Below are 23,829 nucleotides of genomic sequence, written 5' to 3' on the forward strand. Positions count from 1 at the left end.
TTATTATATCATTTTGCTCACCTCAAAAACCTAGATTGTTAACAAAACTGAAAGGACATAGGCAATAAAAATGTTAAAACCGGGTTAACATTTTAGTAAACTCAATATTGTAAGTAAAGTAACATTATACCTTTACTTTTAATACTGAACTAAATACCCCCCGGTTATGAAATTGTATGTACTGCTCTCAGTATTCCTATACTGCTATTCAATAGCTTTGTTCTCCCAAACCTCAACCAGTTCAGAAAGTCAAATGGCGTGGACAAAAGGATGGACAAATTTTGACCCAAATCTTGAGGATTATCCCGAACCTGAAGAAATTTTACCTAATATTATCGAAAATGATTCCTATCTAAAAAACGATGTGGTTTATTTAATGTCTGGCAATGTTTATGTTGTTAACAATGCTACGTTAACCATTGAAGAAGGCACTATTATACGATGTGATTCTGAAAATCCTGCAAGTCTGATAATTACAAAAGGTTCAAAGTTAATAGCAAATGGATCTAAGGGGTTCCCTATAGTTTTTACCTCTAATGAAAAAATAAAATCTAGAAAAGCAGGCGATTGGGGAGGAATTATTATTGCTGGTTCTGGCAAAATTAACTCTCCCGCAATTTCAAAAATTATTGAAGGTAATTTTTTACCTCAATATTCACTCTACGGAGGTTACCAGGAAAATGAAAAGACCGTAGAGATGTCTTATGTAAGAATTGAGTATGCAGGAAAAAAAATTAATCAATCTAAAGAACTAAATGGCCTTTCACTTTATGCACTGGGTAAAAACTCTATTTTAAACCATATTATGGTAAGTTATTCTGCAGATGATTCTTTTGAATACTTTGGAGGAAGTGTAGATATGAATAACCTAATTTCTTATAAAGCTAAGGACGATGACTATGATTTTACATTAGGATACAATGGAGAGCTTAATAATATCCTTGCGATTAGACATCCTTATATTAGTGATATTAGTGGTTCTTATGCTATAGAAGCAGATGGATATGATAAAAAAGATGGTTTTCTAAACCCTGCATCATTATCTCAGATCAAAATTAAGAATGCTTCTTTAATCAACTTATCAGATCAAAAAAACTATATGCACACCACTGCAGCGATATCTTCAAAAAACATAGCTCGTTTACACATTACAGAATCAAAAATATCTGGGTTTGCCAATATTATAAAGTTTGATAAATCTTTTACCTCATATGCAGATATAGAAAAGTGCTTTCTTTTAGAGAACAGTATTTTTAATGTTCATGATAAAGCTGTAAAAACCGCAGTGCAACTTAACGCAAATCCCGAAAAATTATTGAAATACAATATGTACACAAATAGTTTTAAGAGTGTCACAGATATTTTCACGGATCCGTTAGACAAAAAACATCCGAAATTCAATATTAAAGACCCTAATAATCATACCGTAATGCAATAAAAAACAAATCGAATATTCTAATTATAATTACAATAATGAAATTTACATTTAGCATCCTTTTCACCCTCTTATTCCTAACCTACAATCATGCACAGTCCGAAAAGAACGTTTTTTTTGACCAAAGCAGCTTAATCAAAAAGTTTCATACTATTGATGAATTAGAAGAATTGAAAAAGGGAGATTTAATCAAGTTATACACAGAAAGGGTTCATGAAGTTATTACCATACTTCCCTATCTTGCTCTTACCAATGAAGCCGATGTTACATTATCTGACATAGGCATTAAAGAGAGTTCTGATAACTTAAAAGCTTTAGACAAACATCACGATTCTACAGAAAAAGCGCTGGAAAACACCAGTGATCTAATTATAGAGTTTATACCTTATGCAGATACGGAAAAAATCATATGGTCTATCCTGTATTTTGAAGAGGTAATCAAAAAAATAAGAATTGGGACCAGTGGAAATTTTTAAAACCACCCTCTAATTAACACAAAAAAAATCAGCATTTGGCTGATTTTTTTTGTGTTTCATGTTAAAATTACACGATAATTCTCAGTTCAATTTTGGACCCAAAAATTCAAAATTTAGTGCGTTTTTCACAAAAAATTGAAGCTTAATTGATTAGCTGCTATCGTTTAAATGATTTATTCAGCATTTAAAACGGTCTAAAAAAGCTCCATTTTACAGGGGAAAAATCCCCTTTTTTGAGGAAAACCATAAAAAATTAACGTTATTGTTTAACGTTTAACCTAAACAAATGAACAGTTATTAATTTTTTGATTTTCAATGAAGTATATTTAATAAAGTAGGAAAATTACTTATAATGTTTTACTAATTTAAGTTAAAAAAACGACGAACGTACAAAGTTTACGGTAAACACGTAACCAACTTTAACAAAACTCTCATAACTTAGTGATCCCGAAATCAGGAGGAAGAAATTTCTTCCAAATTTTTAACCCCAAAATATGCTACCATGATAAAAAGATGTTCACTAGTTACAGCTTTTACTTTATTATTTTTTTCAATGACAATCTCTGCGCAAGATTTTAGTGATAACCCAAATAATTGGACCAAAGGATGGACTAATTTCTCTCCCAACAAAACTGATTATCCTGAAGCAGACGAAAAATTACCAAATGTTATTGCTCATAATACCTATCTCAGAAATGATGTGGTTTATTTCATGTCTGGAGATGTATATGTAACTAACGGAGCAACTTTAACTATACAAGAAGGAACCGTTATAAGATGTGATCATATCAATCCTGCAAACCTTATAGTTACTCAAGGCGCAAAGCTTATTGCCGCAGGCACCAAAGCATATCCAATAGTTTTTACTTCTAACAAAGCTCCAAAATCAAGAAATAGTGGAGATTGGGGAGGAATTATCATTGCAGGAGCAGGAAAAACCAATACCGTATCTGGTAATGGAACTATTAAAGGCAACTTTAATCCACAATATTCATTATATGGTGGAAATCAATCTTATGAAGAAACTACTATTTTAAGATATGTAAGAATAGAATACCCAGGTAATGCATCAAAAGGAACTGATGGGCTTTCTCTATATAGCATTGGATCTGAATCACTTATAGACCATATTATGATAAGCTATTCGGGTCAAGACTCTTACAGTTTTCAAGGAGGAAAAAATAACATTCAGCATTTAATCTCTCTTAAAGCTTATGAAGATGATTATCAAGTTTCTGAAGGTTTTAAAGGAAATTTAAACAATATACTTGCTATACGTCACCCATATATAACAAGTCCTGCAGGTTCTCATGCTATTGAAGTAGATGGGTACAATAATAAATCAGGATATGTAGATCCAAGCAATGTGACCGATGTAACCATTACCAACGCTACTCTTGTTAATTTATCTGACAAGTCTAATTACCAACATACTGGTTCTGCGGTATTTTCAGCAAATTCTGCACTTACCTATATTCATAATTCAAAAATATCAGGATTTTCTGATGTCGTTAAATTCGACAAGTCGTATACATCTTTGCCAATGATACAAAAAGCATTTATGATGGATAATAGCTTTTTCAATATTCATAGCGAAGGAGTGCAAGTAGCACATAAGTTGATTAAAGAAGGTTCTTTAGATATTCTAAAATATAACAGATTCACCAAAGATTTTATCGATGTAGCAGACCTGTTTGAAAACCCCAAAGATAATTTGATGCCAAAGTTTAAATTAAAGCAGTCTATGAATACCTATATGGTAATGCAGTAGATTGATACAGATAGTTAGTCAAAAATCAATTTAATAATTACAAATGACATCGAGAGTACTTTTAAGTTTCATTTTACTTTTTGTTTCACAGACCATATTCGCGCAAAAACCCAATGAAGCTATATTCTTTACCCAAAATAAGCAAATAGGAAAATTTCATACTATTAGTGACTTAGAATCGCTTAAAAAAGGAGAACTAATAAAGCTATACGCAGACAGAGTAGAAGAGATTATGACCATCCTCCCTTTTCTTTCTCTTACCAATGAAGCTGGTGTTCGACTTAGTGATATTGGAATCAAAGAAGATTCTAGACATCTTAAAGTACTAAGAAGTAATACCGAAGCTGTAGAAAAAGGTTTAGAAACCACAAAAACAGCTATAGAAGAACTGGTTCCTTATGCAGATACCGAAAAAATTATTTGGACGATACTTTACTACGAAGAAATCATTAAAAAAATGAGAATCGGAGTAAATGGAAGTTTTTAAAGATATTGTAATGTGTTTTAAATTATCATTAGTTACTTAGGGTAGGAAGCGGCTTTGTGCCGCTTCTTTATTTTTTGTGAATCAATTTTGTAAGATAATACAACTCAATACTACTAAAGCCACATGATTATATTGTATCTGTTTTTTGGAATTTTAACCGCATCATTAGGAGCAATACCTATTGGAGCTGTAAATATTGCGGTTATAAACACTTCCATCAAAGAAAACCTTAAAAAAGCATTTTATGTAGCCCTTGCAGCGGGAATTGGAGAAGTCTTATTAGCTTTATTCGCATTACACTGTAGTATGGAGTTATCTGATTTTTTTCAGAAAAACCAATGGATACAAATGCTGTTTATAGCACTCTTTTTTAGCATAGGGATTTATTTTGCAATGTTTAAAACTAGAAACAAAACAATCCCAAAACCCAAAATAAAGCTTCCCAACTCAAAGTTTATAACCGGTTTCTTACTGGCACTTCTTAATCCACCAGTAATTATATATTGGATCGTTGCCATCTCCCTCACCAATAAATATATTTTTGAATTAACAGTTAAAAATCCGGTCTCTTCGTTATCTCTTTTCCTTTTAGGTATTTATTTAGGAAAAATAGGAACATTATACTTTTATGGACGTTGGGGCAACAAATTATCTAAAAAACAAGAGGGATCAGAAACCAAACTGCATAAAATTATTGGTATCGCTTTAATTACCATTTCTGTATTTCAGGGTTTAAAATTTATCATTGAATAGAAAGTAAATAAGAATACTATTTTTTTAATAAAATATACAAGTAAATTATAATTTACAGCTCATATTTTTGTGATGTACCTCTTAAAAAATACAAATGTGAGCAAGATTAGCCCTAATCGTCAGTTAAAGTTATCTAAGGAAGAAATGCAACAATATGGTTACAAGATTGTGGATCATATTGTTGAGCACTTTGAAAATCAGAACACTAAAACTCCAGTAACTCATGCATCTAGAAAAGAAATGGATGCTCTCCTTGCAGAACAGATACCTCATCTACCGTCTGATGCCAATGAAGTTTTAGATTTTGTAATGGAACAAATCATTCCACATAGTAATATTGTTTCTCATCCTAAATCCTTTTCTTTTGTTCCAGGTCCTAGCAATTACATTAGCGCCATGGCCGATACCATTGCCACTGGTTTTAATATTTTTTCTGGGGGATGGGCTGCTTCTCCTGCAGCAGCAGAATTAGAAATCGTGACCATGAATTGGTTATTAGAAATATTTGGGTTTCCTGAAAAAGACGGAGGTGGTATATTTACCAGCGGAGGTTCTATGGCAAATCTTACTGCACTAGTCACTGCCAGAAGAATAAAATGTGGAGATGATTTTTCGAAAGCTACAATTTACCTTTCAGATCAGGCACATTCTTCAAACATTAAAGCCATAAAGGTTATTGGATTTAAAAAAGAACAAATAAGAATCATCCCTACAGATTTAGAGTTTAAAATATCATTAAACAAACTCAAAAACATAATTGCTCGTGATAGACTAGAAGGATTGCAACCTTTTTGCATTATCGCCTCTGCAGGGACTACCAATACAGGAACCGTAGACCCGCTAGATGAAATTGCAACTATTTGTGCACAAGAAAATCTATGGTTTCATATTGATGGAGCATATGGTGGAGCAGCAATATTATCAAATTCAGGAAAGAAACTTTTGAAAGGCATAGAAAGAGCAGACTCTTTAACCGTAGATCCACATAAATGGTTCTATCAACCTTATGAAATGGGCTGCTTGCTGGTAAAAAATCATAATTGGCTAAGTAGTACATTCACAGAAAAGCCAGAGTACCTAAGGGATATCGAAGGAAACGAATCTGAAATTAATTTCTACGACCACGGTATACAGCTTACAAGAAGATTTAGAGCTTTAAAATTTTACATGTCGTTAAAGACATTTGGATTAGAATCTTTCAAAAGTGCTATTGCCTATAATATTGATCTCACAGAACAAACAGAATCTATTTTAAGAAAAAGTTCATTATGGGAAATCGTTTCTCCGGCGACGCTTGCCATCATAAACTTTAGGTACAACCCTATTGGAGAAAATCTTTCTGAAAAAGAGTTGGATCAAATAAATCAAAATATTTCCCAAAAAATAATTGCATCTCAAGAAGCACTTTTGGTAACCACCGTGCTTCAAAATCAAGTGGTTCTTAGAATGTGTTTGATCAATCCGAGAACCACCATTAAGCACATACAAGACACCTTACAAAAATGTGAAGAATATGGCCAACTAGAGCTTCAAAAAACTGAAAAAACTAGTTCTATCTAAAGTACCGTTATGTTAACCACATACCCTTCGTGATTTCGAACATTAAAAACCGTACCATCTTCAAAAATTAAATACTGACCTTTTATACCTTTTAAAACACCTGAGTATTCGGGTGTTTTTTCCAGGTTTAAACTTTTCAATTTATCTGGGTATTGTAGTACTGGAAAATGCAATGCTGTTTCCTTTCCATTGTCGATAAAATATTCTTTTACTTCATCGGGGATAAAGTCTTTTAATTGCTCTCTATGGATGACCAAGTCTTCGTCTTTAATATCATTCTTAAGCATCGATCTCCAATTAGTTTTATCTGCAACATGTTCTTTCAAAGCAACCTCTGTGATTCCTGCCAAATATCTATTAGGTACCTCTACAATTTCAATAGCTTCATGTGCGCCTTGATCAATCCATCTGGTAGGCACTTGGGTTTTTCTAGTCACACCTACTTTAACGTTACTAGAATTTGCCAAATACACGATATGAGGCTGTAATTGTACCTTTTTTTCATACTCAAGATCTCTATCTTCAATATCTAAGTGTGCTTTACTTAGCTCTGGGCGCATTACCCAATCACCTGTGGCGGGTTGCTTATAAAATTCTTCATAGCAATATCCTTGTCTATATATCTTTTTATTCTCTCCAGAACCCAGGCATTGATATCTTTCAAAAGAAATAGTCAAATGTTTATTCAATAATTGATTAACATGAATAAAATCTGAATCAAAAACAAGATAATATTGAATAGGATCCCCTATTTCAGTTTGCATTTTGGTAAGCACCCCTTGATACTGCATAAAGTTTAGTAATAAATTAAGCTTCTAAGAAGAATGTAATTTTTTTTATTATTTTAGTTTTCAGATGTCAATCATCTTTTAAAATAAAATAACACAATTTTCGCATAAATATACATCAAAAAATGCCAATCCCACTAGTTAATTCTATTGCCAGCTGGTTCTTAAAAAAACGTTTCCACCAAATGGAACTTTTTCTTAAATACCCTAATGAAGTACAGCTAGAATTACTACATATATTATTGGAAACGGCAAAAAACACCGAATTTGGAAAGACGTATGATTTTGCATCTATAAATAATTATGAAACTTTTAAAGAGCGCGTACCCGTGCGATCGTATGAGGATTATGAATCTATGATTGAGCGAAGTCGGCTTGGAGAGCATAATATTTTTTGGCCAACCTCAATTAAATGGTTTGCAAAGTCTAGCGGTACCACTAATGCCAAAAGTAAGTTTATCCCAGTAAGTCAAGAATCACTAGAAGATTGTCATTTTGCTGCTGGCAAAGATTTGTTGTGCATGTACCTAAACAATAATGAAAACTCTAAATTGTTTACAGGTAAAAGTCTCAGACTTGGTGGTAGTAAAGAACTGTATAAAGAAAACGGAACCTCTTTTGGTGATTTATCGGCGATTATTATAGACAATATGCCATTTTGGGCAGATTTTAGTTCTACTCCCAACAGTGAAATCTCTTTAATGAGTGATTGGGAATTTAAAATGAAAGCAATCGTTAATGAAACGATTCAGGAAAACGTTACCAGTCTAGCCGGTGTACCTTCATGGATGCTAGTACTTTTAAATGAAGTACTGGAAACTACAGATATGGAAAGTCTTTTTGAAATATGGAACAACCTAGAAGTCTACTTTCATGGTGGTGTAAGTTTCGAGCCTTATAGAGATCAATATCATAAGGTTTTACCTTCAAGTTCCTTCAAATATTATGAGATTTACAATGCTTCTGAAGGATTCTTTGCTATTCAAGATCGTAATGACTCTTCAGAATTATTATTGATGCTTGATTATGGAATATTTTATGAATTTATTCCTATGGACACCTATGGCAGCGAGAGCGAAAAGATCATTCCATTGAGCGAGGTTGAAGTTGATAAAAATTATGCCATAGTAATTACTACCAATGCTGGACTATGGAGATATAAAATTGGCGATACTGTTCGTTTTACATCTATCAATCCATATAGAATAAAGGTTACCGGAAGAACAAAACACCATATTAATGTATTTGGCGAGGAACTAATTATAGAAAATGCAGAAGAGGCACTTCGCAAAGCAACCAAATCGACAAATTGTGAAATCGTTGATTACACAGTAGCCCCTATATTTATGCAAGGCAGAGAAAAAGGAGCACATGAGTGGGTCATAGAATTTAAAAAGTATCCGAAAAGTATTGAAGAGTTTACCATTGTTTTAGACAAACACCTACAAGAGGTTAACAGTGACTATGAAGCTAAACGTTATAATAACACTACATTGAACATTCTTCAAATTAGAGAAGCGCGAAAAGGTTTGTTTTACGATTGGCTAAAACAAAAGAACAAATTGGGTGGACAACATAAAATCCCAAGGTTATCTAACCAACGAACTTATATCGAAGAGTTGTTAGAATTAAATAATGTTAACTCGTTCTCTTAAGTTAACTATCTACTAAACAGCATCATCTGACGTTTTTTTGATAAAACGCTTAAAAAAATATGCAAAAAAGTACGGTTTACCCGTACTTTTTTTATGTAAGAATTGCAATTTTTAACAAAAAATGTGGTCTTTCATCGTTCAAAAAAAGCGTTTAATCTAAAAATTTGTAAATCGTTTTTTGACCTCCCTTTTTCATATTAAATTTGTTACCAGTTAGTTACAAATTAAGTAAAGCCCCATAATATGAAAACTACTTTATCTTTATTTATTTTTTTATTCTTATCAACAGTTGCAATTACCGCACAAGAAGCAAATACTACTTCTTTAAATAATAAAGACCAAAAAGATAAAACGGTTACAGAAGCCAAAGAGAATGAAGATGAGAGAGCTGTATGTTATAGTGAGATTTCTAAGGTTACTTTTTATGAAGCTCTTATTCGTCAAAATAACTTTGACATTCAATTAAAAGACAGTAAAGATTACAATGCTAATTTGGTTTTAAAGAATACCGAAGACATTATCAAAAACAATCAAGAAAGAATATCTTATACTGATTAAAAATAAGGAAAATCACATCCAACTATTCAACCAACAAAAAACACCTTTATAACAAAGGTGTTTTTTTATGCATTATTAGGTCTATTACTTTTAAGAAACCGCTTTTAGCTTTTTAATAGTAGACTTATTCAATTTCTTTTCAGCGTAATCCTTAGTTACTCTAAATTCGTTTTCTTCGCTCTCCGGTAACTCAAACATAGCATCGGTCAAAATCGCCTCACAAAGGGACCTTAAACCTCGAGCTCCTAACTTATACTCCATTGCCTTATCTACAATATAATCTAAAGCACCATCTGTTATTGAGAAATTAATATTATCCATCTCAAACAACTTCTTATATTGCTTTATAATTGCATTTTTTGGAGCTGTTAATATAGACCTTAATGTTTCCGCATCTAAGGGATTCATATAAGACAGTACCGGTAATCTACCTATTATCTCAGGTATCAGCCCGAAGTCTTTAAGATCTTTAGGTATAATATACTGCAACAGGTTATCTTTTTCTATAGCATCCTCACTTTTTGAAGCACTATATCCTACAGCTTGCATATTTAAGCGTTTCTGGATAATTTTCTCTATTCCATCAAACGCTCCACCAGCTATAAACAATATATTCTCAGTATTTACTTCTATAAACTTTTGATCAGGGTGCTTTCTACCTCCCTTAGGTGGTACATTTACTATAGTACCCTCTAATAATTTAAGTAACGCTTGTTGTACACCTTCTCCAGAAACATCTCTGGTAATACTAGGGTTATCACTTTTTCGAGCTATTTTATCTATTTCATCAATAAAAACGATACCTCTTTGTGCTTTTTCCAGATTATAGTCTGCAGCTTGCAAGAGTCTTGTTAAAATACTTTCTACATCTTCTCCTACATAACCCGCCTCGGTAAGCACAGTAGCATCTACAATTGCCAAAGGCACATTAAGCATCTTCGCAATGGTTTTGGCCATTAATGTTTTACCTGTACCTGTTTGCCCAACCATTATGATATTACTTTTTTGTATTTCGATATCATCTTCGGTTTGAGGCTGCAATAATCGCTTATAATGATTATATACTGCAACGGCCATTATTTTCTTTGTAAACTCTTGTCCGATCACATATTCATCCAAAAACTTTTTAATCGCCATTGGCTTACGTAACATTAATTCATTAGTAAGCTCACCTGTTTCTTCATCTTTGGCTTCTTCTACCACTATTCCATGCGCCTGAACTATACATCTATCACAAATATGTGCATCTAAGCCAGCGATAAGCAAGTTTGTTTCAGACTTCTTTCTCCCACAAAAAGAGCATTCTAATTCTTCTTTAGCCATTGTTATTTAGTTTCTAATTTTAAACATTTCAGTCGTTTATAAGACCTTCTATTTACATATATTTTAATAAAAAGAAAGCCCCATATCGTTAACGAAAGAAATGAATTTATTCCCTTGTCAGAATTTCATCTATCATCCCATATTCCAAAGCCTTATCAGCTTTCATCCAATAATCTCTATCACTATCTTCATAGACCTTCTCATAGGTTTGCCCAGAGTGTTTAGCGATGATTTTATACAACTCTTCTTTTAAGATAAGAATTTCTCTAGCTGTAATTTCGATATCACTTGCTTGTCCTTGTGCACCACCTAATGGTTGGTGAATCATTACCCTACTATGAGGCAATCCTGATCTTTTCCCTTTTTGACCTGCACATAATAATACTGCACCCATAGAGGCAGCCATACCGGTACAAATAGTTGCTACGTCTGGCTTTATAAACTGCATAGTATCATAAATACCTAAACCGGCATAAACGCTTCCTCCCGGAGAGTTGATATAAATTTGGATATCCTTAGAAGAGTCTACACTTTCTAAGAAGAGCAATTGAGCTTGAACAATATTAGCTACTTGATCATTGATACCAGTACCTAAAAATATGATACGATCCATCATTAATCTAGAAAAAACGTCGAAAATAGCAATATTCATTTGACGTTCTTCAATAATATTAGGAGTCATATTGGTTGGATACATACTACTAATAATTTTACCATAATAATTACTGTTAATACCATGGTGCTGAGTAGCATATTTTTCGAATTCTTTTCCGTAATCCATATTTCTTTTTCTAAAAATTTTATTTATAAAAAAGGCGTTAAACAGTTTCATGTTTAACGCCCTAAATATAAGTATAAATTCCTTAGTAAATTACAACTATTATTATTTGTAAACTTCTTTTATAAATTCATCGAAGCTAACCTCTTTAGTCTTAAGTTTAGCGTTCTCTTTATAGAAATTCAATAATTTTTGACTCATTAACTGCTCAGAAATTCTCTTCACTTCATCTTGATTAGATAATATTCTAGCCGCAATTCCTTCTAATTCTTCATCCTGAGGAGAAGTTTGACCAAATTGAGCCATTTGCCCTTTAATTAAATCTTTGGCAAAATCTTTAAGTTCATCAAATGTAACTTGAAGGTTATTATCGCTAATTATTTTGCCTTCAATTAACTGGTAACGTAATCCTTTTTCACTTTTTTCGAATTCATCCTTCGCTTCATCTTCAGTTAAAGGCTGTTCTCCAGTAGTACGAATCCATTTCTGCAAAAATTCAACAGGAAGATCGAAGTTTGTATTCTCTAATAAATTTTCAGTAACAGCATTAAGCAATTGCTGATCAGATTGCTGTTCGAACTGACGTTCAGCATCTTGTTTGATTTTTTCTTTAAGCTCTGTAACGTTCTTTATACTTCCAGGACCATATAATTTATCGAATAACTCCTGATCTAAATCTGCAAGTTCTTGTTTATTAATTTCTGAAACTGTAAAAGTAACTTCAACATCTAAATCCTTTGCATCGTCATGACTTACCTTTAAAGCACTGATAAGATCGTGTTCTTCTGCAAAAAGACCTTTTGTTTTCAAAGTAATAACATCTCCTACTTTGGCTCCTAAAAACTTATCAAGATTTCTTTTTCCTTTTATCTTCTCCAAAGAGACTGTAGTGTCATTATTGATCTCTTTTTCTTCATTCATAAAAGTACCAGCAACCAAGTCTTCTTTTTCGGCTGCATCTTTAGAAACTAATTTTCCGTATTGCTTTTGGATAGTTTTTACTTGATTGTCCACCATCTCATCATTGGCAACAATTTTATAATGTGTAATTGCTTTTTTTCCAGTTAGCTTTACTTCAAACTTTGGAGCAAGCCCAAGCTCAAATTCAAAAGAGTAGTTTTCGGCATCCCAATCAAAGTTTTCCTGCTCCTTTGGTAACGGATTACCTAAAACATCTAACTTTTCTTCAGTAAGATATTTGTTTAAAGCATCTTGCAGTAATTTATTCACTTCGTCAACCAAAACTGCTTTACCGTATTGTTTTTTAACCAACCCCATAGGAACATGACCTTTTCTAAACCCAGGAATATTCGCGTTTTTACGATAATCTTTAAGGATTTTTTCTACTTTGTCACTATAATCTGCTTTGGCTATATCTACAGTTACTACAGCATTTAATTCGTCTAATTGCTCTTTTGAAATATTCATTATCTCTACTTTTACTACTAAAAATTGGGTTGCAAAAGTAATACTTTTTTAGATCACTACAAATTTTTAACTCTCTGAAAAACAGTTAACTTTTATCTTTCTTTAAAATAGAATGTAGTATAGATTGAAATATCGACAATAAAACACTAAAGATCAGTGCCCATATCCATCCATTTACCCTAAAACCATCTATAAAATAATCAGCTAACAAAATAATAGCAGCATTAATCACTAGCAAAAATAATCCTAAAGTGACAATGGTTGCGGGCAAGGTAAGAAACACTAAAACTGGCCTCACTATTGCATTTAAAATTGCCAATACAATTGCAACTATTATAGCTTTAAAATAATCTTCAACTTGAACTCCAGGAAGAATTTGAGCAACAACCAATACTGCTAACGCACTCAAAATTAATTTTAAAAGAAACTTCATATTTTCTGATATTAAATTACAGTATGAAGATAAAAAAACCTGCTAAGTACTTAGCAGGTTTTTTTATAAGAATAATACTTTATGTATTAATTAACTTCATTACTCAAGGTAACTGTTCCAAATTCTCCTGGATTTACAGTAGGGATATTAGCACCATAAGTATCTTGAATTGCGCTAATAATTCCATTAGTAACCAATGCATGTGCTCTTGGCGTAGGATGCACTCCATCTAGAGAGAATCCTCCTCCTGTAACAAATTGAGAAGTAATAACTCCCCCATCAAAAGGAATTCCTCCATTTGCAGCCTGTGCTAAGTCGCTAGCCACATCGTAAAACGCAAGTTCATTTGCAGCAGCAAGACCTGCTATGGTTGCATTAAAAGAATCTCTTGCAGTCGAAATTGCCATTAATTCCTGAGCATCTAACGCATCTGCATCTTCGATACCACTAATAGCCGCAATAACCAATGCTCCTTGTTCTGCCGTTGGAGTACCTCCAGCCTGAAGAATTCCTAACACCTGAAGCACTTCTGGGGTAAGAACTACAGAACCATATCCTTGCGCCAGTGCTGCTTGATCTATAGTAAGCAATAACAATTCTTCTTCAGTCATTTGTCTTACACCTAAAGGATTTGTAGTAGTCACCTCTGTTTTAATAAGGAACCTGTTGGGTCCAGCATTAAATGTAAAAGCATATTGAGAAGCCAACGCTTGCGCTTGAGCCAGAGGAGCACCTGTTCCTGCAACCTGTGCAGTTACGATACCCACAACGGCTTGAAAAAACCCTGTCAAACTAGCCGCAGTAGCCTCATCTAACACTAGAGCATTATTTGGTACAGTGGTAAAAAATGGAAGTGACGTTACATCTGGCAGGTTTAACACTACACCCTTTGCTCCATTAGCTGTAAGTGCACCTATAAGATCATTATAAACTGAAGCAAATACATTATTATTGGTAATATCATCTCCTCCGTAAGTAGTAGGATCTAAATTGTTAGTAACATTATGATCCTCACCTACACCACCAGAAGTAGCGTACCCAAGAATATCATTATTCCCTATCCATAAACTAAAGAAAGTTGGGTTTTGAGCAATCGCATCTGCAATTACTGTTGCGTCTGGTGAAGACGCAAATCTTGCAAAGTAAGGATTCGCCAATCCGACAGCTACTCCTGCAGCGTTACCATAACCTGGAGCTGCCAGGTGATAACTTTTTGCGCCAGGAACTCCCATATTATTAAACGAACTACCTAAATTGACTGTAAAGTCTGTAGAAGGAGCCGCACCGGTATACCTTGCTGGACCTGGGTTTCCTTCTGCATCAAATGCTAATACAAATCTTGTAGGGAAAGTTACAGGATCATTACTAAACCCACCGGCATTGTCTGCCATAAGAGGTTGCGTAAACTCACCTCCTCCAACAAGAGCCAATTGTTTAGACAATATATTAGGAAAAGAGTTTTCTTGTCCCGTGATATATAATGCTCCATCTGCAAAACCTGCTGTAAGAGAGTTTCCTAAAGCAACATAATTGCTAAAATCTGCTTCTCCACTAGTTATAGTTGCCGATTCTTCAATCGGATTATCGAATTCAGGCTCACACGCTACTAATCCAAGAGCCAGAACCGCTAAATATTTTATATTTTTAATCATCATTTCTTACATTTTATAAGTTAAACCAAGTCCTGGCGCAAAAGCGCTTGATTTATAGGTTCCACCAAAAGGAACACTTTGTCCGTTTTCTAAATAAGAATCATAAGATGCATCTACCTCATCAAATCTTAAGTAGAAAAACGAAGCGTCTATTGCTAACTTAGGAGTAACAGCAAAACTTAACCCTCCAGAGAAACCATCTGAATCATTTCGTGGTGTCTCAGGAGCAAAGAAACCTGGTTGCACAGGTGTTTCGTCTCTATAATAACCAGCTCTAAGCGTAATTTTCTCGGTAGCCTGGTACTGTAATCCAAATCTATAAACGGAAGAGTTTTTATAATTACGAGGGTTTACAGAATCTGGACCGGTAGGAGTATTGGTAAAATCAATATCCAACGACTCATATACATCCCAGTATTGTCTATTATAGTCAAAAGCAAATAACCATTTCTTATATTCATAAGAAAGACCAACTGTTAACTCAGCCGGAAGCGGTAACTCTGCATTAAAATTCGTCGATCCATTTGCAAAAGGAACTGCAGGAGAGTTTGGTACATTTGTAAACGTTGCATCTCCACCTTCGGCTTCCAAAATAATTTCACTTCTATAGTTAAATCCAACTCGTAAATTTTCCACTGGATTAAACATAGCTCCAATAGTCCATCCCCAGTTATTTACACCAGAATCATCTATAGTAACATTGGCACGGTTTCCGTCTATATCAGACAGCGTACGATTTAAATTACGATTAAAATTAACAGAACCTGTAACATAAATAGGTCCACCACCTATACTAAAGTGATCTGATAATTTGAATGAAACTGTAGGTTGAACAAATATAGCTGCAAGATCAATATTATTGACCAAATGAGAACCAGACCAATCTGTAGGCCAAGTTACTTCACTACCATATGGGGTATATACTCCCAACCCAACAGACATCCAATCATTTACCTTATAAGAAGCATATAAGTTAAGAGGTGTCCCTACAGAATTATCGGTCTCAAAAGAAGTACCAAATTCTTCATTTTGGTATATTACATCGGTAAAAATTCCACTGGCACCAACACTTACGTTTAGCTTATTTTCCAGATACACAAGACCTGCCGGATTAAAGAATACAAGTTCAGCACTATTCACTACAGCTACTCCAGTGTGCCCCATAGCAATTGCCCTCTGACCCTGCACACTAACTCTATATCCACCTGCATAAATGACAGAAGTCATCGTGATGAATAGAACTAACGATAGAAGTTTTTTCATAATAAATTAGAATTGTTTTTGTTTTTTAGGATTTGTAAAATTGAATCACCAAAAATAGTAGAAAATACTAATTATCCAACGAAATCGGGAAAATATTATGCATACATAGTATTTTTTATTCAATTTTTAAGAAATTCTAATACTTTATACAAAAACTCGGTAGGATTTTCGGCGTGCAACCAATGCCCTGCGTTAGAAATTTGCTGTATGTTAGATGAAGGAAATTGTTGGTGTATTCGTGTTTCGTCTTCGGGCAAAATATAATTAGATTTCTCCCCCTTTAAAAACAATGAAGGACCAGAGAACGCATTATTTTCGGGTAGTTCTACACCAATTTCAGATACATTATTTATTAAAGATTCAAGATTCATGCGTAATGCTAAAACTCCTTTTTCTTTCCAAAATAGGTTTTTCATAAGAAACATTCTCACCCCCATATCGGGTATATATGCACTTAATTCTTTATCAACTTCTCCTCTTGATTTCAGAACATTAAAATCTAAAGCACTTAAACCATCAAGAATATCCTGATGATGAAGAGGATAGTACTTTGGAGCTATATCTGCAATGATTAGTTTGCGAATCTTATTAGGGTGGTTTACCGCAAATAACATTGCCGTTTTCCCTCCCATAGAATGCCCCAAAAGATGTATTTCATCCAAATGTAAAGCTTCACAATATGCCAATAGATCATTTGACAAAATTTCATAACTAAACTCATCGCTATGAGGACTTCTGCCATGATTTCGTTGATCTATTAAATGTACCTGAAAGCCTTGCTCGGCAATTTTTTTACCGAGTGTTTTCCAATTGTCTCCCATACCCAAAAAGCCATGAAGAATAATAAACGGTTGACCCTCCCCGAATACGTTAGCGTGTAATTGCATAAAAAAATTATTTAAGACGGTGTAAGTACATATTAATTACATTCTCTATACCTAGATAAAGAGACTCACTTATTAACGCGTGCCCGATAGACACTTCTAATAGTCCGGGAATATTATCCTTAAAGAACTTAATATTGTCTAATGACAAGTCGTGTCCAGCATTCACTCCCATACCTAAATCTATCGATAACTGTGCACAAGCCGAATATGGCTTTACTGCTTCCTTATTACCCAAAGCATATTGCGATGCATATTCTTCGGTATACAATTCAATTCTATCTGTTCCGGTTTTGGCTGCTCCTTCTATCATCTCAACTACCGGATCTACAAAAATCGAAGTTCTAATTCCATTTCTTTTAAACTCTGAAATTACTTCACTTAAAAAATCTTTGTGCTTTTTTGTATCCCATCCCGCATTACTAGTAATAGCATCTATTGCATCTGGCACCAATGTTACTTGAGTGGGCTTTACCTCCAATACTAAATCTATGAATTTAGAAATAGGGTTTCCTTCAATATTATACTCGGTATATACAATAGGTTTTAAATCATAAGCATCTTGATATCGTATATGTCTTTCATCTGGCCTTGGATGAATCGTTATACCTTGCCCTCCAAACTCCTGAATATCGGTAGACATTTTTAATAAATTTGGTGTATCTCCTCCTCTGGAATTACGAAGCGTTGCTATTTTATTTACGTTAACACTTAACTTTGTCATGGTTTTTGATGTCTTTATCTAAAAAAACAAAAATACAAACTTGAGAACGCCTTGATTGTATATTTTTTGATTATTTTGCATAATATAGTACCCCGAAAAATATGAAGACGAACTTGTACATAGTAAATGAAATTGAACCTTTAGATATCAATCTAAAAGTAAAAGATGCCCAGGTATTATTTAATGAGCTTACCTATACTCATTTCCCTGTTTTGAAAGACAAAACATACCTAGGCTGCATTTCTGAAGCCGATATTAGATGTTTCGATACCGACAAAACATTAGACACTTATCAATATGCCTTAGAAGGTTTTTTTGCCAGAAAAGATGATAATTGGTTGGATATTCTTGAAGCATTTGCGCAAAACAATTCAAATATTATACCTGTACTGGATGACAATAATCAATACCTAGGTCTTTTTGAACTCAGGGATATTATGAACCTTTTTAATGAAACGCCATTTCTTAGCGAACCTGGAAATATTTTAATTGTTGAAAAGGGAATTTTGGATTATTCGTTCAGTGAGATATCACAAATTGTTGAATCTAACAATGCCAAACTTTTAGGTTTATTCATTTCTAATATGGAAAATGATGTCGCTCAAATTACTGTAAAAATTAATGACAGTGATATCAATAATATAGTTCAAACCTTTAGACGATATAGCTACAACATTGTCTCAAAGCACCATGAAGACACCTTTCTTACCAATTTAAAAGAAAGATCTCAATACCTAGAAAAATACCTTAACATTTAACTTTATTGTATAACCAGCTAACACAAATCACAACCCAATGAAGATAGGTATTTACGGACAGTTCTATCACAAAAATTCTGGAATTTATATACAGCAACTACTCGAAACTCTAGACGAGAACGATGTAGAAGTGGTAATTGAAAAGAATTTTTTAGAACTCATCAATCTTCATGATGAAATAGATAAATCATATTCGCACTTTAGCACGTTTGAAGAACTAGACACTTCTTATGATTTGTTTTTTAGCATTGGTGGTGATGGAACTATTCTTAAAACAATCACCTATGTTAGAGACTTAGGTATTCCTATTGCCGGAATAAATACTGGAAGACTCGGTTTTCTTGCCACAATACAAAAAGAAGAAATTAAAGACAGTATATCTTTAATACTTGACAAAAAATATTATTTGTCGCCAAGAAGTTTGGTGACAGTAGAAACTCTTCCTGCCTCTGAAGAGTTTGGCGTATTAAATTTCGCCATGAATGAAATTGCCGTGAGTAGAAGAAATACTACTTCGATGATCACGGTAAACACTTCACTTAACAATGAGTTTTTAACCTCTTATTGGGCAGATGGATTAATCGTCTCTACCCCTACAGGTTCAACCGGCTATTCCTTAAGCTGTGGAGGACCGGTAGTTATGCCAGATGCCGAAAGTATGCTACTTACCCCTATTGCCCCTCATAATCTAAATGCTAGGCCCTTAGTAATTCCAGATGATACAGAAATTAAGTTACAAATATCTAGTAGAGAAGATAGTTATTTGGTTTCTTTAGACTCTAGAATTCACACATTACCCAACGAGACCACTGTAATTATTAAAAAAGCACCTTTTAAAATAAATATGGTTGTTTTGCAGGATAATAGTTTTTTAAAAACGTTACGTAAAAAAATGTTATGGGGAGAAGATAAACGCAATTAAACAATAAAATCTACTAAAAAGTGTTTTTTAATTCATACTATTTTACTCAAATTCTTGTGTACTAAAGTTAATTGTTATATTTGCAAACTTTTGAAAATCTATGAGATACTTAGCATCATTTATAATTGTAACGTTTTTTATACAGTCTGTGGCAGCACAAACCTATGAAGTAGGGCTTATCGCAGGTGGATCTAATTATGTAGGTGATGTAGGATCTACATATTATATTGCCCCAAACGATTTTGCCTTTGGAGCGATAGCAAAATGGAACAGAAGTAAACGTCATGCATTTAGAGCCTCATTTTTATATGCTGGACTTAATGCTGATGATGCTGACGGAGATGATCGAAGAAAAGAAAGAGGGCTGGATTTTAATAATTCTGTAAAAGAACTATCTGTTGGAATGGAATTTAATTTCTGGGATTGGTTTTTATACGATGGGAAACCCCAATTCACGCCTTACCTTTATAGCGGAATAACTGCATTTAACTACGGTGCACAAGCGATTGACAACACCAATCAAATAAGTGCATATAAGGATACCTGGAGTTTTGCCATTCCTATGGTCTTAGGAATCAAAAAAACCCTTGGTAGAGACTTTGTAATAGGTGCAGAAATTGGTGCTAGATATACATTTACTGATAATTTGGACGGTAGTGATCCTGACAGTAGATTTGGCGCAGGATTTGGTAATTTAAACAACAATGACTGGTATGTATTTACAGGTATTACATTATCGTATACCTGGGGTAGAATACCTTGTTATTGTGCATTCTAAAAATGATTGATAAAAAACAACTAACTTCTAATATACCAAAACACGTTGCCATAATTATGGATGGTAACGGAAGATGGGCCAAAAAGAAGGGCTTTTTTAGAGCCGTAGGCCACGAAAATGGAACAAAAGCAGTACGAGAGGTAGTAGAAGCTTCTGCCGAAATAGGTGTGAAATTCCTCACCCTTTATGCTTTTTCAACAGAAAATTGGAACCGACCAAAATTAGAAGTAGACACTCTTATGAAACTTCTGGTCACTTCTTTGAAAAAAGAAATCAAAACACTTCAAGAAAACAACATCAAACTTAATGCAATAGGTAATTTGCAATCTTTACCAGAAAAAGCAAGAGTAGAGTTATTAGAAGTTATTGAAAAAACCAAAGGTAATGACCGTATGACCTTAACACTTGCCTTAAGCTACGGAAGCCGAGAAGAGCTCATAAAAACTATCGAAGAAATAAGTATTAAAGTTAAAAATGGTGTAATTTCGCCACATCTTATAAATGAAACAGTCATTAATGAGCATTTGTATACTAAAAATCTGCCCGATGTGGATTTGTTGATACGTACCAGCGGGGAACAACGTATCAGTAATTTCCTATTGTGGCAAATTGCATATGCAGAATTATATTTTACAGAGATTTTATGGCCCGATTTTAAAAAAGGAGACTTATTCGAAGCCATATACAATTATCAAAAAAGAGAAAGAAGATTTGGAAAAACTAGTGAGCAGCTCAGTTAAAGAAATGACAAAAAAATTACCTTTTACGTATTTTACGTTACTTGCATTGTTCTTAAATACATTATCGATTTCTGCACAAAATATACCAGGTGCTAATGGAAAGCAATATACCCTTGGCGAAATTAAAGTTACAGGAACCACTAGTTATAATGAGAATACCGTAATTACATTTACTGGCTTAAGAAAAGGGGAACGTATTTTTCTTCCGGGAGACCGTATAAGTAAAGTGATCAAAAAGCTTTGGGATCTTGAATTGTTTAGTGATATTAACTTTTATATCACCAATGTAGAAGGCGATGTTGCAGATATAGAAATCAACATTCAGGAAGTTCCCGAACTTAATGAAGTTCGCATAGAAGGTGTTAAAAACCGAAAAGCCGAAGAACTGATAAAAGATAACAGTTTAACCAAAGGTGCCAAAGTTACCGAGAACCTTGTTACAACTACTCGTAACTTCATTTCTAACAAGTACAAAAAAGAAGGTTTTCTTAATACCAAAGTGGCGATTAACACTACTGAAGTGAAAGATACCGTAGCCAGCAATAAGGTAAATATGTTGGTACGTATTGATAAGGGAGATCGAGTAAAGATCGATAAGATTAATATCTCTGGGAATACTCAGTTGGCTGATGGAAAAGTGCGCGGTGCCATGAAGAACACCAAACAAAAGAAAGCCTACAGGTTCTGGAAAAGATCAAAATATATTAAAGCAGATTACGAAGAAGATAAAGAGAGTATAATCACTAAATACAAAGAAAAAGGATTTAGAGATGCCCGAATTACATCTGATACCCTAATTGTAGAAGACGAAAACTCTGTAACTCTTAATCTAAATATAGAAGAAGGTAATAAATACTACTTCGGAAATATAAATTTCTTAGGAAATAGTGTGTATACAGATCAACAACTAGCCAGACAATTGGTAATTAAAAAAGGAGATGTATACAATGGTGTATTGCTAGAGAAACAAATTGCAGACAACACCAAACCAGATGCAGATGATCTTACCAACTTATATCAAAACAACGGATACCTTTTTTCTAGTATCGATGCGGTAGAAACTAAGGTTTACAACGATACTATTGATTTTGAAATAAGAATTCGTGAAGGAAAATTGACGTACTTTGATCATATTACTGTTACAGGAAACGACAAAACAAATGATCACGTAATCTATAGAATTCTTAGAACGAGACCAGGTCAAAGATATAGTAAAGATTTAGTAGTAAGAACAGTAAGAGAAATAGGTCAATTAGGATTTTTTGATCCAGAACAACTTGAACCACAATTCCAAAATGCTAATCCGCAAGCTGGAACGATTGACATCAATTATCCTGTAGTTGAAAAAGGATCTAGCCAGATCGAGCTCCAGGGAGGATTTGGAGGTGGAGGATTTGTAGGTACTCTTGGTCTTGCCTTTAACAACTTCTCCATAAAAAACATTTTTAATGGTGAAGCATATACTCCACTACCTATGGGAGACGGGCAAACCTTAAGATTAAGAGCTCAAGCTAGTAGATTTTTCCAAACCTATAGTTTATCATTCATCGAACCATGGTTAGGAGGAAAACGACCATATCAACTTTCTACATCATTTTCACATACCATTCAGTTTTTATTTAACAATATCAACAGAGATGTAGATCGAGATAGTAAATTTTTAATTACTGGAGGTTCTATTGGTATCGCAAAAAGATTAAACTGGCCAGATAACTACTTTACATTATCGCAGTCTGCTAGTATAAGACACTACAATTTAAAGAATTATAACACAAGATTATTTACCTTTGGTAACGGATCATCAAATGATTTATCATACACCATCGGTTTAAGTCGAAACAACACTACTGTAAACCCGATTTTCCCGATAGGTGGATCTGAATTTAATATTTTAGCCAAACTATCATTACCCTACTCTTTATGGGATGGTAATGATTATAGTGCCCTAGCAGAGCAAAGGGATACTCTAGAAGATGAACTGGATGATTTAGATCCTAGTGATACTATGGACGCTGTTCGAAGAACAGAAATCAATGAAGAAATTGGTGAAATCGATCAGGAACGTTTTAAATGGCTAGAATACTATAAGATTAAATTTGATGGAACCTGGTATACCAGACTTGTTAATCTTGGTAAAAAACCATTGGTTTTAAGAACAAGAGCAGAGTATGGTTTCTTAGGGGCCTATAATAATGATAGAGGAAATATTCCTTTTGAGCGCTTTTTCTTAGGAGGAGACGGATTAGGGGCAACAGCTCTTGATGGTCGAGAAGTAGTTGCGCTTAGAGGATATCCTAACCAGTCATTGATTCCATTAAGTAGACCAAATAATCAGGAATTTGATGGAGACGGTGCAACAATTTATAATAAATATTCGTTAGAACTTCGTTATCCTATTACTCTAAAACCAGCTGCATCGATATATATGTTGGCGTTTTTAGAAGGTGGAGCATCTTATGATAGTTTTAAAGGGTTCAATCCTTTTCAATTAAACCGTTCTGCTGGAGCAGGTTTACGTATCTTTATGCCAGCCTTCGGATTATTAGGTATCGATTTCGGGTATGGGTTTGACCCTATACCAGGAAACGATTCTGGGGCTAATGGGTGGGAAACCCACTTCATTATAGGACAACAGTTTTAGTTTTGGCACGATTATTTCAATA

At 33.9% G+C, this 23,829-nt stretch carries 22 protein-coding genes; 13 read left to right on the forward strand and 9 right to left on the reverse strand.

The window, feature by feature from the left end; all coding sequences use genetic code 11:
• Positions 1 to 166 precede the first annotated feature (166 nt).
• From M0D21_RS12420 to M0D21_RS12445, 6 genes are all read left to right on the forward strand, one after another.
• Complete coding sequence (locus tag M0D21_RS12420; RefSeq protein ID WP_248329938.1) at positions 167 to 1,438, forward strand: hypothetical protein; 1,272 nt, start codon at positions 167 to 169, stop codon at positions 1,436 to 1,438.
• 35 nt (positions 1,439 to 1,473) lie between these two features.
• A complete protein-coding gene (locus M0D21_RS12425) occupies positions 1,474 to 1,911 on the forward strand; it encodes a hypothetical protein (protein ID WP_248329940.1) in 438 nt (145 codons plus the stop codon).
• A gap of 502 nt (positions 1,912 to 2,413) precedes the next feature.
• Positions 2,414 to 3,682 carry a hypothetical protein gene (locus M0D21_RS12430; RefSeq protein ID WP_248329942.1) on the forward strand — a complete coding sequence of 423 codons (1,269 nt, stop codon included), beginning with the start codon at positions 2,414 to 2,416 and terminating at the stop codon, positions 3,680 to 3,682.
• Positions 3,683 to 3,725: 43 nt separating this feature from the next.
• Positions 3,726 to 4,169: a hypothetical protein gene (locus M0D21_RS12435; protein ID WP_248329944.1), complete on the forward strand. Its 444-nt coding sequence runs from the start codon at positions 3,726 to 3,728 to the stop codon at positions 4,167 to 4,169.
• A gap of 123 nt (positions 4,170 to 4,292) precedes the next feature.
• A complete protein-coding gene (locus tag M0D21_RS12440; protein ID WP_248329946.1) occupies positions 4,293 to 4,922 on the forward strand; it encodes a LysE family transporter in 630 nt (209 codons plus the stop codon).
• Positions 4,923 to 5,066: 144 nt separating this feature from the next.
• A complete protein-coding gene (locus tag M0D21_RS12445; RefSeq protein ID WP_248330448.1) occupies positions 5,067 to 6,482 on the forward strand; it encodes a pyridoxal phosphate-dependent decarboxylase family protein in 1,416 nt (471 codons plus the stop codon).
• Here M0D21_RS12445 and M0D21_RS12450 read toward each other — a convergent pair.
• Entirely contained in the window at positions 6,479 to 7,273 is a 795-nt protein-coding gene (locus M0D21_RS12450; protein ID WP_248329948.1) for a DUF2797 domain-containing protein, read from the reverse strand. The genes M0D21_RS12445 and M0D21_RS12450 overlap by 4 nt on opposite strands.
• A gap of 122 nt (positions 7,274 to 7,395) precedes the next feature.
• On the opposite strand from M0D21_RS12450, the gene M0D21_RS12455 reads away from it, so the two are divergent.
• Together M0D21_RS12455 and M0D21_RS12460 are read left to right on the forward strand one after the other, a co-directional pair.
• Positions 7,396 to 8,925: a GH3 auxin-responsive promoter family protein gene (locus M0D21_RS12455; protein WP_248329950.1), complete on the forward strand. Its 1,530-nt coding sequence runs from the start codon at positions 7,396 to 7,398 to the stop codon at positions 8,923 to 8,925.
• A gap of 243 nt (positions 8,926 to 9,168) precedes the next feature.
• Positions 9,169 to 9,483 carry a hypothetical protein gene (locus M0D21_RS12460; protein ID WP_248329952.1) on the forward strand — a complete coding sequence of 105 codons (315 nt, stop codon included), beginning with the start codon at positions 9,169 to 9,171 and terminating at the stop codon, positions 9,481 to 9,483.
• 90 nt (positions 9,484 to 9,573) lie between these two features.
• Here M0D21_RS12460 and clpX read toward each other — a convergent pair whose 3' ends face one another.
• From clpX to M0D21_RS12500, 8 genes are all read right to left on the reverse strand, one after another.
• On the reverse strand, positions 9,574 to 10,806 hold the full coding sequence (gene clpX, locus M0D21_RS12465; protein ID WP_248329954.1) for an ATP-dependent Clp protease ATP-binding subunit ClpX: 1,233 nt from the start codon (positions 10,804 to 10,806) through the stop codon (positions 9,574 to 9,576).
• A gap of 106 nt (positions 10,807 to 10,912) precedes the next feature.
• On the reverse strand, positions 10,913 to 11,587 hold the full coding sequence (clpP, locus tag M0D21_RS12470) for an ATP-dependent Clp endopeptidase proteolytic subunit ClpP (protein WP_248329956.1): 675 nt from the start codon (positions 11,585 to 11,587) through the stop codon (positions 10,913 to 10,915).
• A 102-nt stretch (positions 11,588 to 11,689) separates the two neighbouring features.
• Positions 11,690 to 13,012: a trigger factor gene (tig, locus tag M0D21_RS12475; RefSeq protein ID WP_248329958.1), complete on the reverse strand. Its 1,323-nt coding sequence runs from the start codon at positions 13,010 to 13,012 to the stop codon at positions 11,690 to 11,692.
• Between the two features lie 85 nt (positions 13,013 to 13,097).
• A complete protein-coding gene (locus M0D21_RS12480) occupies positions 13,098 to 13,445 on the reverse strand; it encodes a phage holin family protein (protein ID WP_248329960.1) in 348 nt (115 codons plus the stop codon).
• Between the two features lie 86 nt (positions 13,446 to 13,531).
• Positions 13,532 to 15,100 carry an SGNH/GDSL hydrolase family protein gene (locus tag M0D21_RS12485; RefSeq protein ID WP_262922107.1) on the reverse strand — a complete coding sequence of 523 codons (1,569 nt, stop codon included), beginning with the start codon at positions 15,098 to 15,100 and terminating at the stop codon, positions 13,532 to 13,534.
• Between the two features lie 3 nt (positions 15,101 to 15,103).
• Positions 15,104 to 16,360, reverse strand: a complete 1,257-nt coding sequence (locus M0D21_RS12490) for an OmpP1/FadL family transporter (protein WP_248329962.1) — start codon at positions 16,358 to 16,360, stop codon at positions 15,104 to 15,106.
• 119 nt (positions 16,361 to 16,479) lie between these two features.
• Positions 16,480 to 17,247, reverse strand: a complete 768-nt coding sequence (locus M0D21_RS12495) for an alpha/beta fold hydrolase (protein ID WP_248329964.1) — start codon at positions 17,245 to 17,247, stop codon at positions 16,480 to 16,482.
• 7 nt (positions 17,248 to 17,254) lie between these two features.
• Positions 17,255 to 17,968, reverse strand: a complete 714-nt coding sequence (locus tag M0D21_RS12500) for a pyridoxine 5'-phosphate synthase (RefSeq protein ID WP_248329966.1) — start codon at positions 17,966 to 17,968, stop codon at positions 17,255 to 17,257.
• 101 nt (positions 17,969 to 18,069) lie between these two features.
• Here M0D21_RS12500 and M0D21_RS12505 point away from each other — a divergent pair, with 101 nt between their 5' ends.
• The 5 genes from M0D21_RS12505 (at position 18,070) to M0D21_RS12525 (ending at position 23,807) form a co-directional block, all read left to right on the forward strand.
• Positions 18,070 to 18,726: a CBS domain-containing protein gene (locus M0D21_RS12505; protein ID WP_248329968.1), complete on the forward strand. Its 657-nt coding sequence runs from the start codon at positions 18,070 to 18,072 to the stop codon at positions 18,724 to 18,726.
• Between the two features lie 37 nt (positions 18,727 to 18,763).
• Positions 18,764 to 19,648, forward strand: coding sequence for an NAD kinase (locus tag M0D21_RS12510; RefSeq protein ID WP_248329970.1), 885 nt, complete (start codon positions 18,764 to 18,766; stop codon positions 19,646 to 19,648).
• A 100-nt stretch (positions 19,649 to 19,748) separates the two neighbouring features.
• Positions 19,749 to 20,426, forward strand: a complete 678-nt coding sequence (gene porG / locus M0D21_RS12515) for a type IX secretion system protein PorG (RefSeq protein ID WP_248329972.1) — start codon at positions 19,749 to 19,751, stop codon at positions 20,424 to 20,426.
• A 2-nt stretch (positions 20,427 to 20,428) separates the two neighbouring features.
• Entirely contained in the window at positions 20,429 to 21,166 is a 738-nt protein-coding gene (locus tag M0D21_RS12520; protein ID WP_248329974.1) for an isoprenyl transferase, read from the forward strand.
• Positions 21,167 to 21,170: 4 nt separating this feature from the next.
• Positions 21,171 to 23,807 (forward strand): BamA/OMP85 family outer membrane protein, encoded by a 2,637-nt coding sequence (locus tag M0D21_RS12525; RefSeq protein ID WP_248329976.1) that lies wholly within the window; start codon positions 21,171 to 21,173, stop codon positions 23,805 to 23,807.
• Positions 23,808 to 23,829 lie beyond the last annotated feature (22 nt).

This window comes from Aquimarina acroporae (assembly GCF_023195925.1).
Taxonomy (GTDB): Bacteria; Bacteroidota; Bacteroidia; order Flavobacteriales; family Flavobacteriaceae; genus Aquimarina; species Aquimarina acroporae.

Bases quoted from the DNA above. Each gene is read 5' to 3' on its own strand.
- M0D21_RS12420 (WP_248329938.1), top strand. From the start codon at position 167: ATGAAATTGTATGTACTGCTCTCAGTATTCCTATACTGCTATTCAATA.
- M0D21_RS12425 (WP_248329940.1), top strand. From the start codon at position 1,474: ATGAAATTTACATTTAGCATCCTTTTCACCCTCTTATTCCTAACCTAC.
- M0D21_RS12430 (WP_248329942.1), top strand. From the start codon at position 2,414: ATGATAAAAAGATGTTCACTAGTTACAGCTTTTACTTTATTATTTTTT.
- M0D21_RS12435 (WP_248329944.1), top strand. From the start codon at position 3,726: ATGACATCGAGAGTACTTTTAAGTTTCATTTTACTTTTTGTTTCACAG.
- M0D21_RS12440 (WP_248329946.1), top strand. From the start codon at position 4,293: ATGATTATATTGTATCTGTTTTTTGGAATTTTAACCGCATCATTAGGA.
- M0D21_RS12445 (WP_248330448.1), top strand. From the start codon at position 5,067: ATGCAACAATATGGTTACAAGATTGTGGATCATATTGTTGAGCACTTT.
- M0D21_RS12450 (WP_248329948.1), bottom strand. From the start codon at position 7,273: ATGCAGTATCAAGGGGTGCTTACCAAAATGCAAACTGAAATAGGGGAT.
- M0D21_RS12455 (WP_248329950.1), top strand. From the start codon at position 7,396: ATGCCAATCCCACTAGTTAATTCTATTGCCAGCTGGTTCTTAAAAAAA.
- M0D21_RS12460 (WP_248329952.1), top strand. From the start codon at position 9,169: ATGAAAACTACTTTATCTTTATTTATTTTTTTATTCTTATCAACAGTT.
- clpX (WP_248329954.1), bottom strand. From the start codon at position 10,806: ATGGCTAAAGAAGAATTAGAATGCTCTTTTTGTGGGAGAAAGAAGTCT.
- clpP (WP_248329956.1), bottom strand. From the start codon at position 11,587: ATGGATTACGGAAAAGAATTCGAAAAATATGCTACTCAGCACCATGGT.
- tig (WP_248329958.1), bottom strand. From the start codon at position 13,012: ATGAATATTTCAAAAGAGCAATTAGACGAATTAAATGCTGTAGTAACT.
- M0D21_RS12480 (WP_248329960.1), bottom strand. From the start codon at position 13,445: ATGAAGTTTCTTTTAAAATTAATTTTGAGTGCGTTAGCAGTATTGGTT.
- M0D21_RS12485 (WP_262922107.1), bottom strand. From the start codon at position 15,100: ATGATGATTAAAAATATAAAATATTTAGCGGTTCTGGCTCTTGGATTA.
- M0D21_RS12490 (WP_248329962.1), bottom strand. From the start codon at position 16,360: ATGAAAAAACTTCTATCGTTAGTTCTATTCATCACGATGACTTCTGTC.
- M0D21_RS12495 (WP_248329964.1), bottom strand. From the start codon at position 17,247: ATGCAATTACACGCTAACGTATTCGGGGAGGGTCAACCGTTTATTATT.
- M0D21_RS12500 (WP_248329966.1), bottom strand. From the start codon at position 17,968: ATGACAAAGTTAAGTGTTAACGTAAATAAAATAGCAACGCTTCGTAAT.
- M0D21_RS12505 (WP_248329968.1), top strand. From the start codon at position 18,070: ATGAAGACGAACTTGTACATAGTAAATGAAATTGAACCTTTAGATATC.
- M0D21_RS12510 (WP_248329970.1), top strand. From the start codon at position 18,764: ATGAAGATAGGTATTTACGGACAGTTCTATCACAAAAATTCTGGAATT.
- porG (WP_248329972.1), top strand. From the start codon at position 19,749: ATGAGATACTTAGCATCATTTATAATTGTAACGTTTTTTATACAGTCT.
- M0D21_RS12520 (WP_248329974.1), top strand. From the start codon at position 20,429: ATGATTGATAAAAAACAACTAACTTCTAATATACCAAAACACGTTGCC.
- M0D21_RS12525 (WP_248329976.1), top strand. From the start codon at position 21,171: ATGACAAAAAAATTACCTTTTACGTATTTTACGTTACTTGCATTGTTC.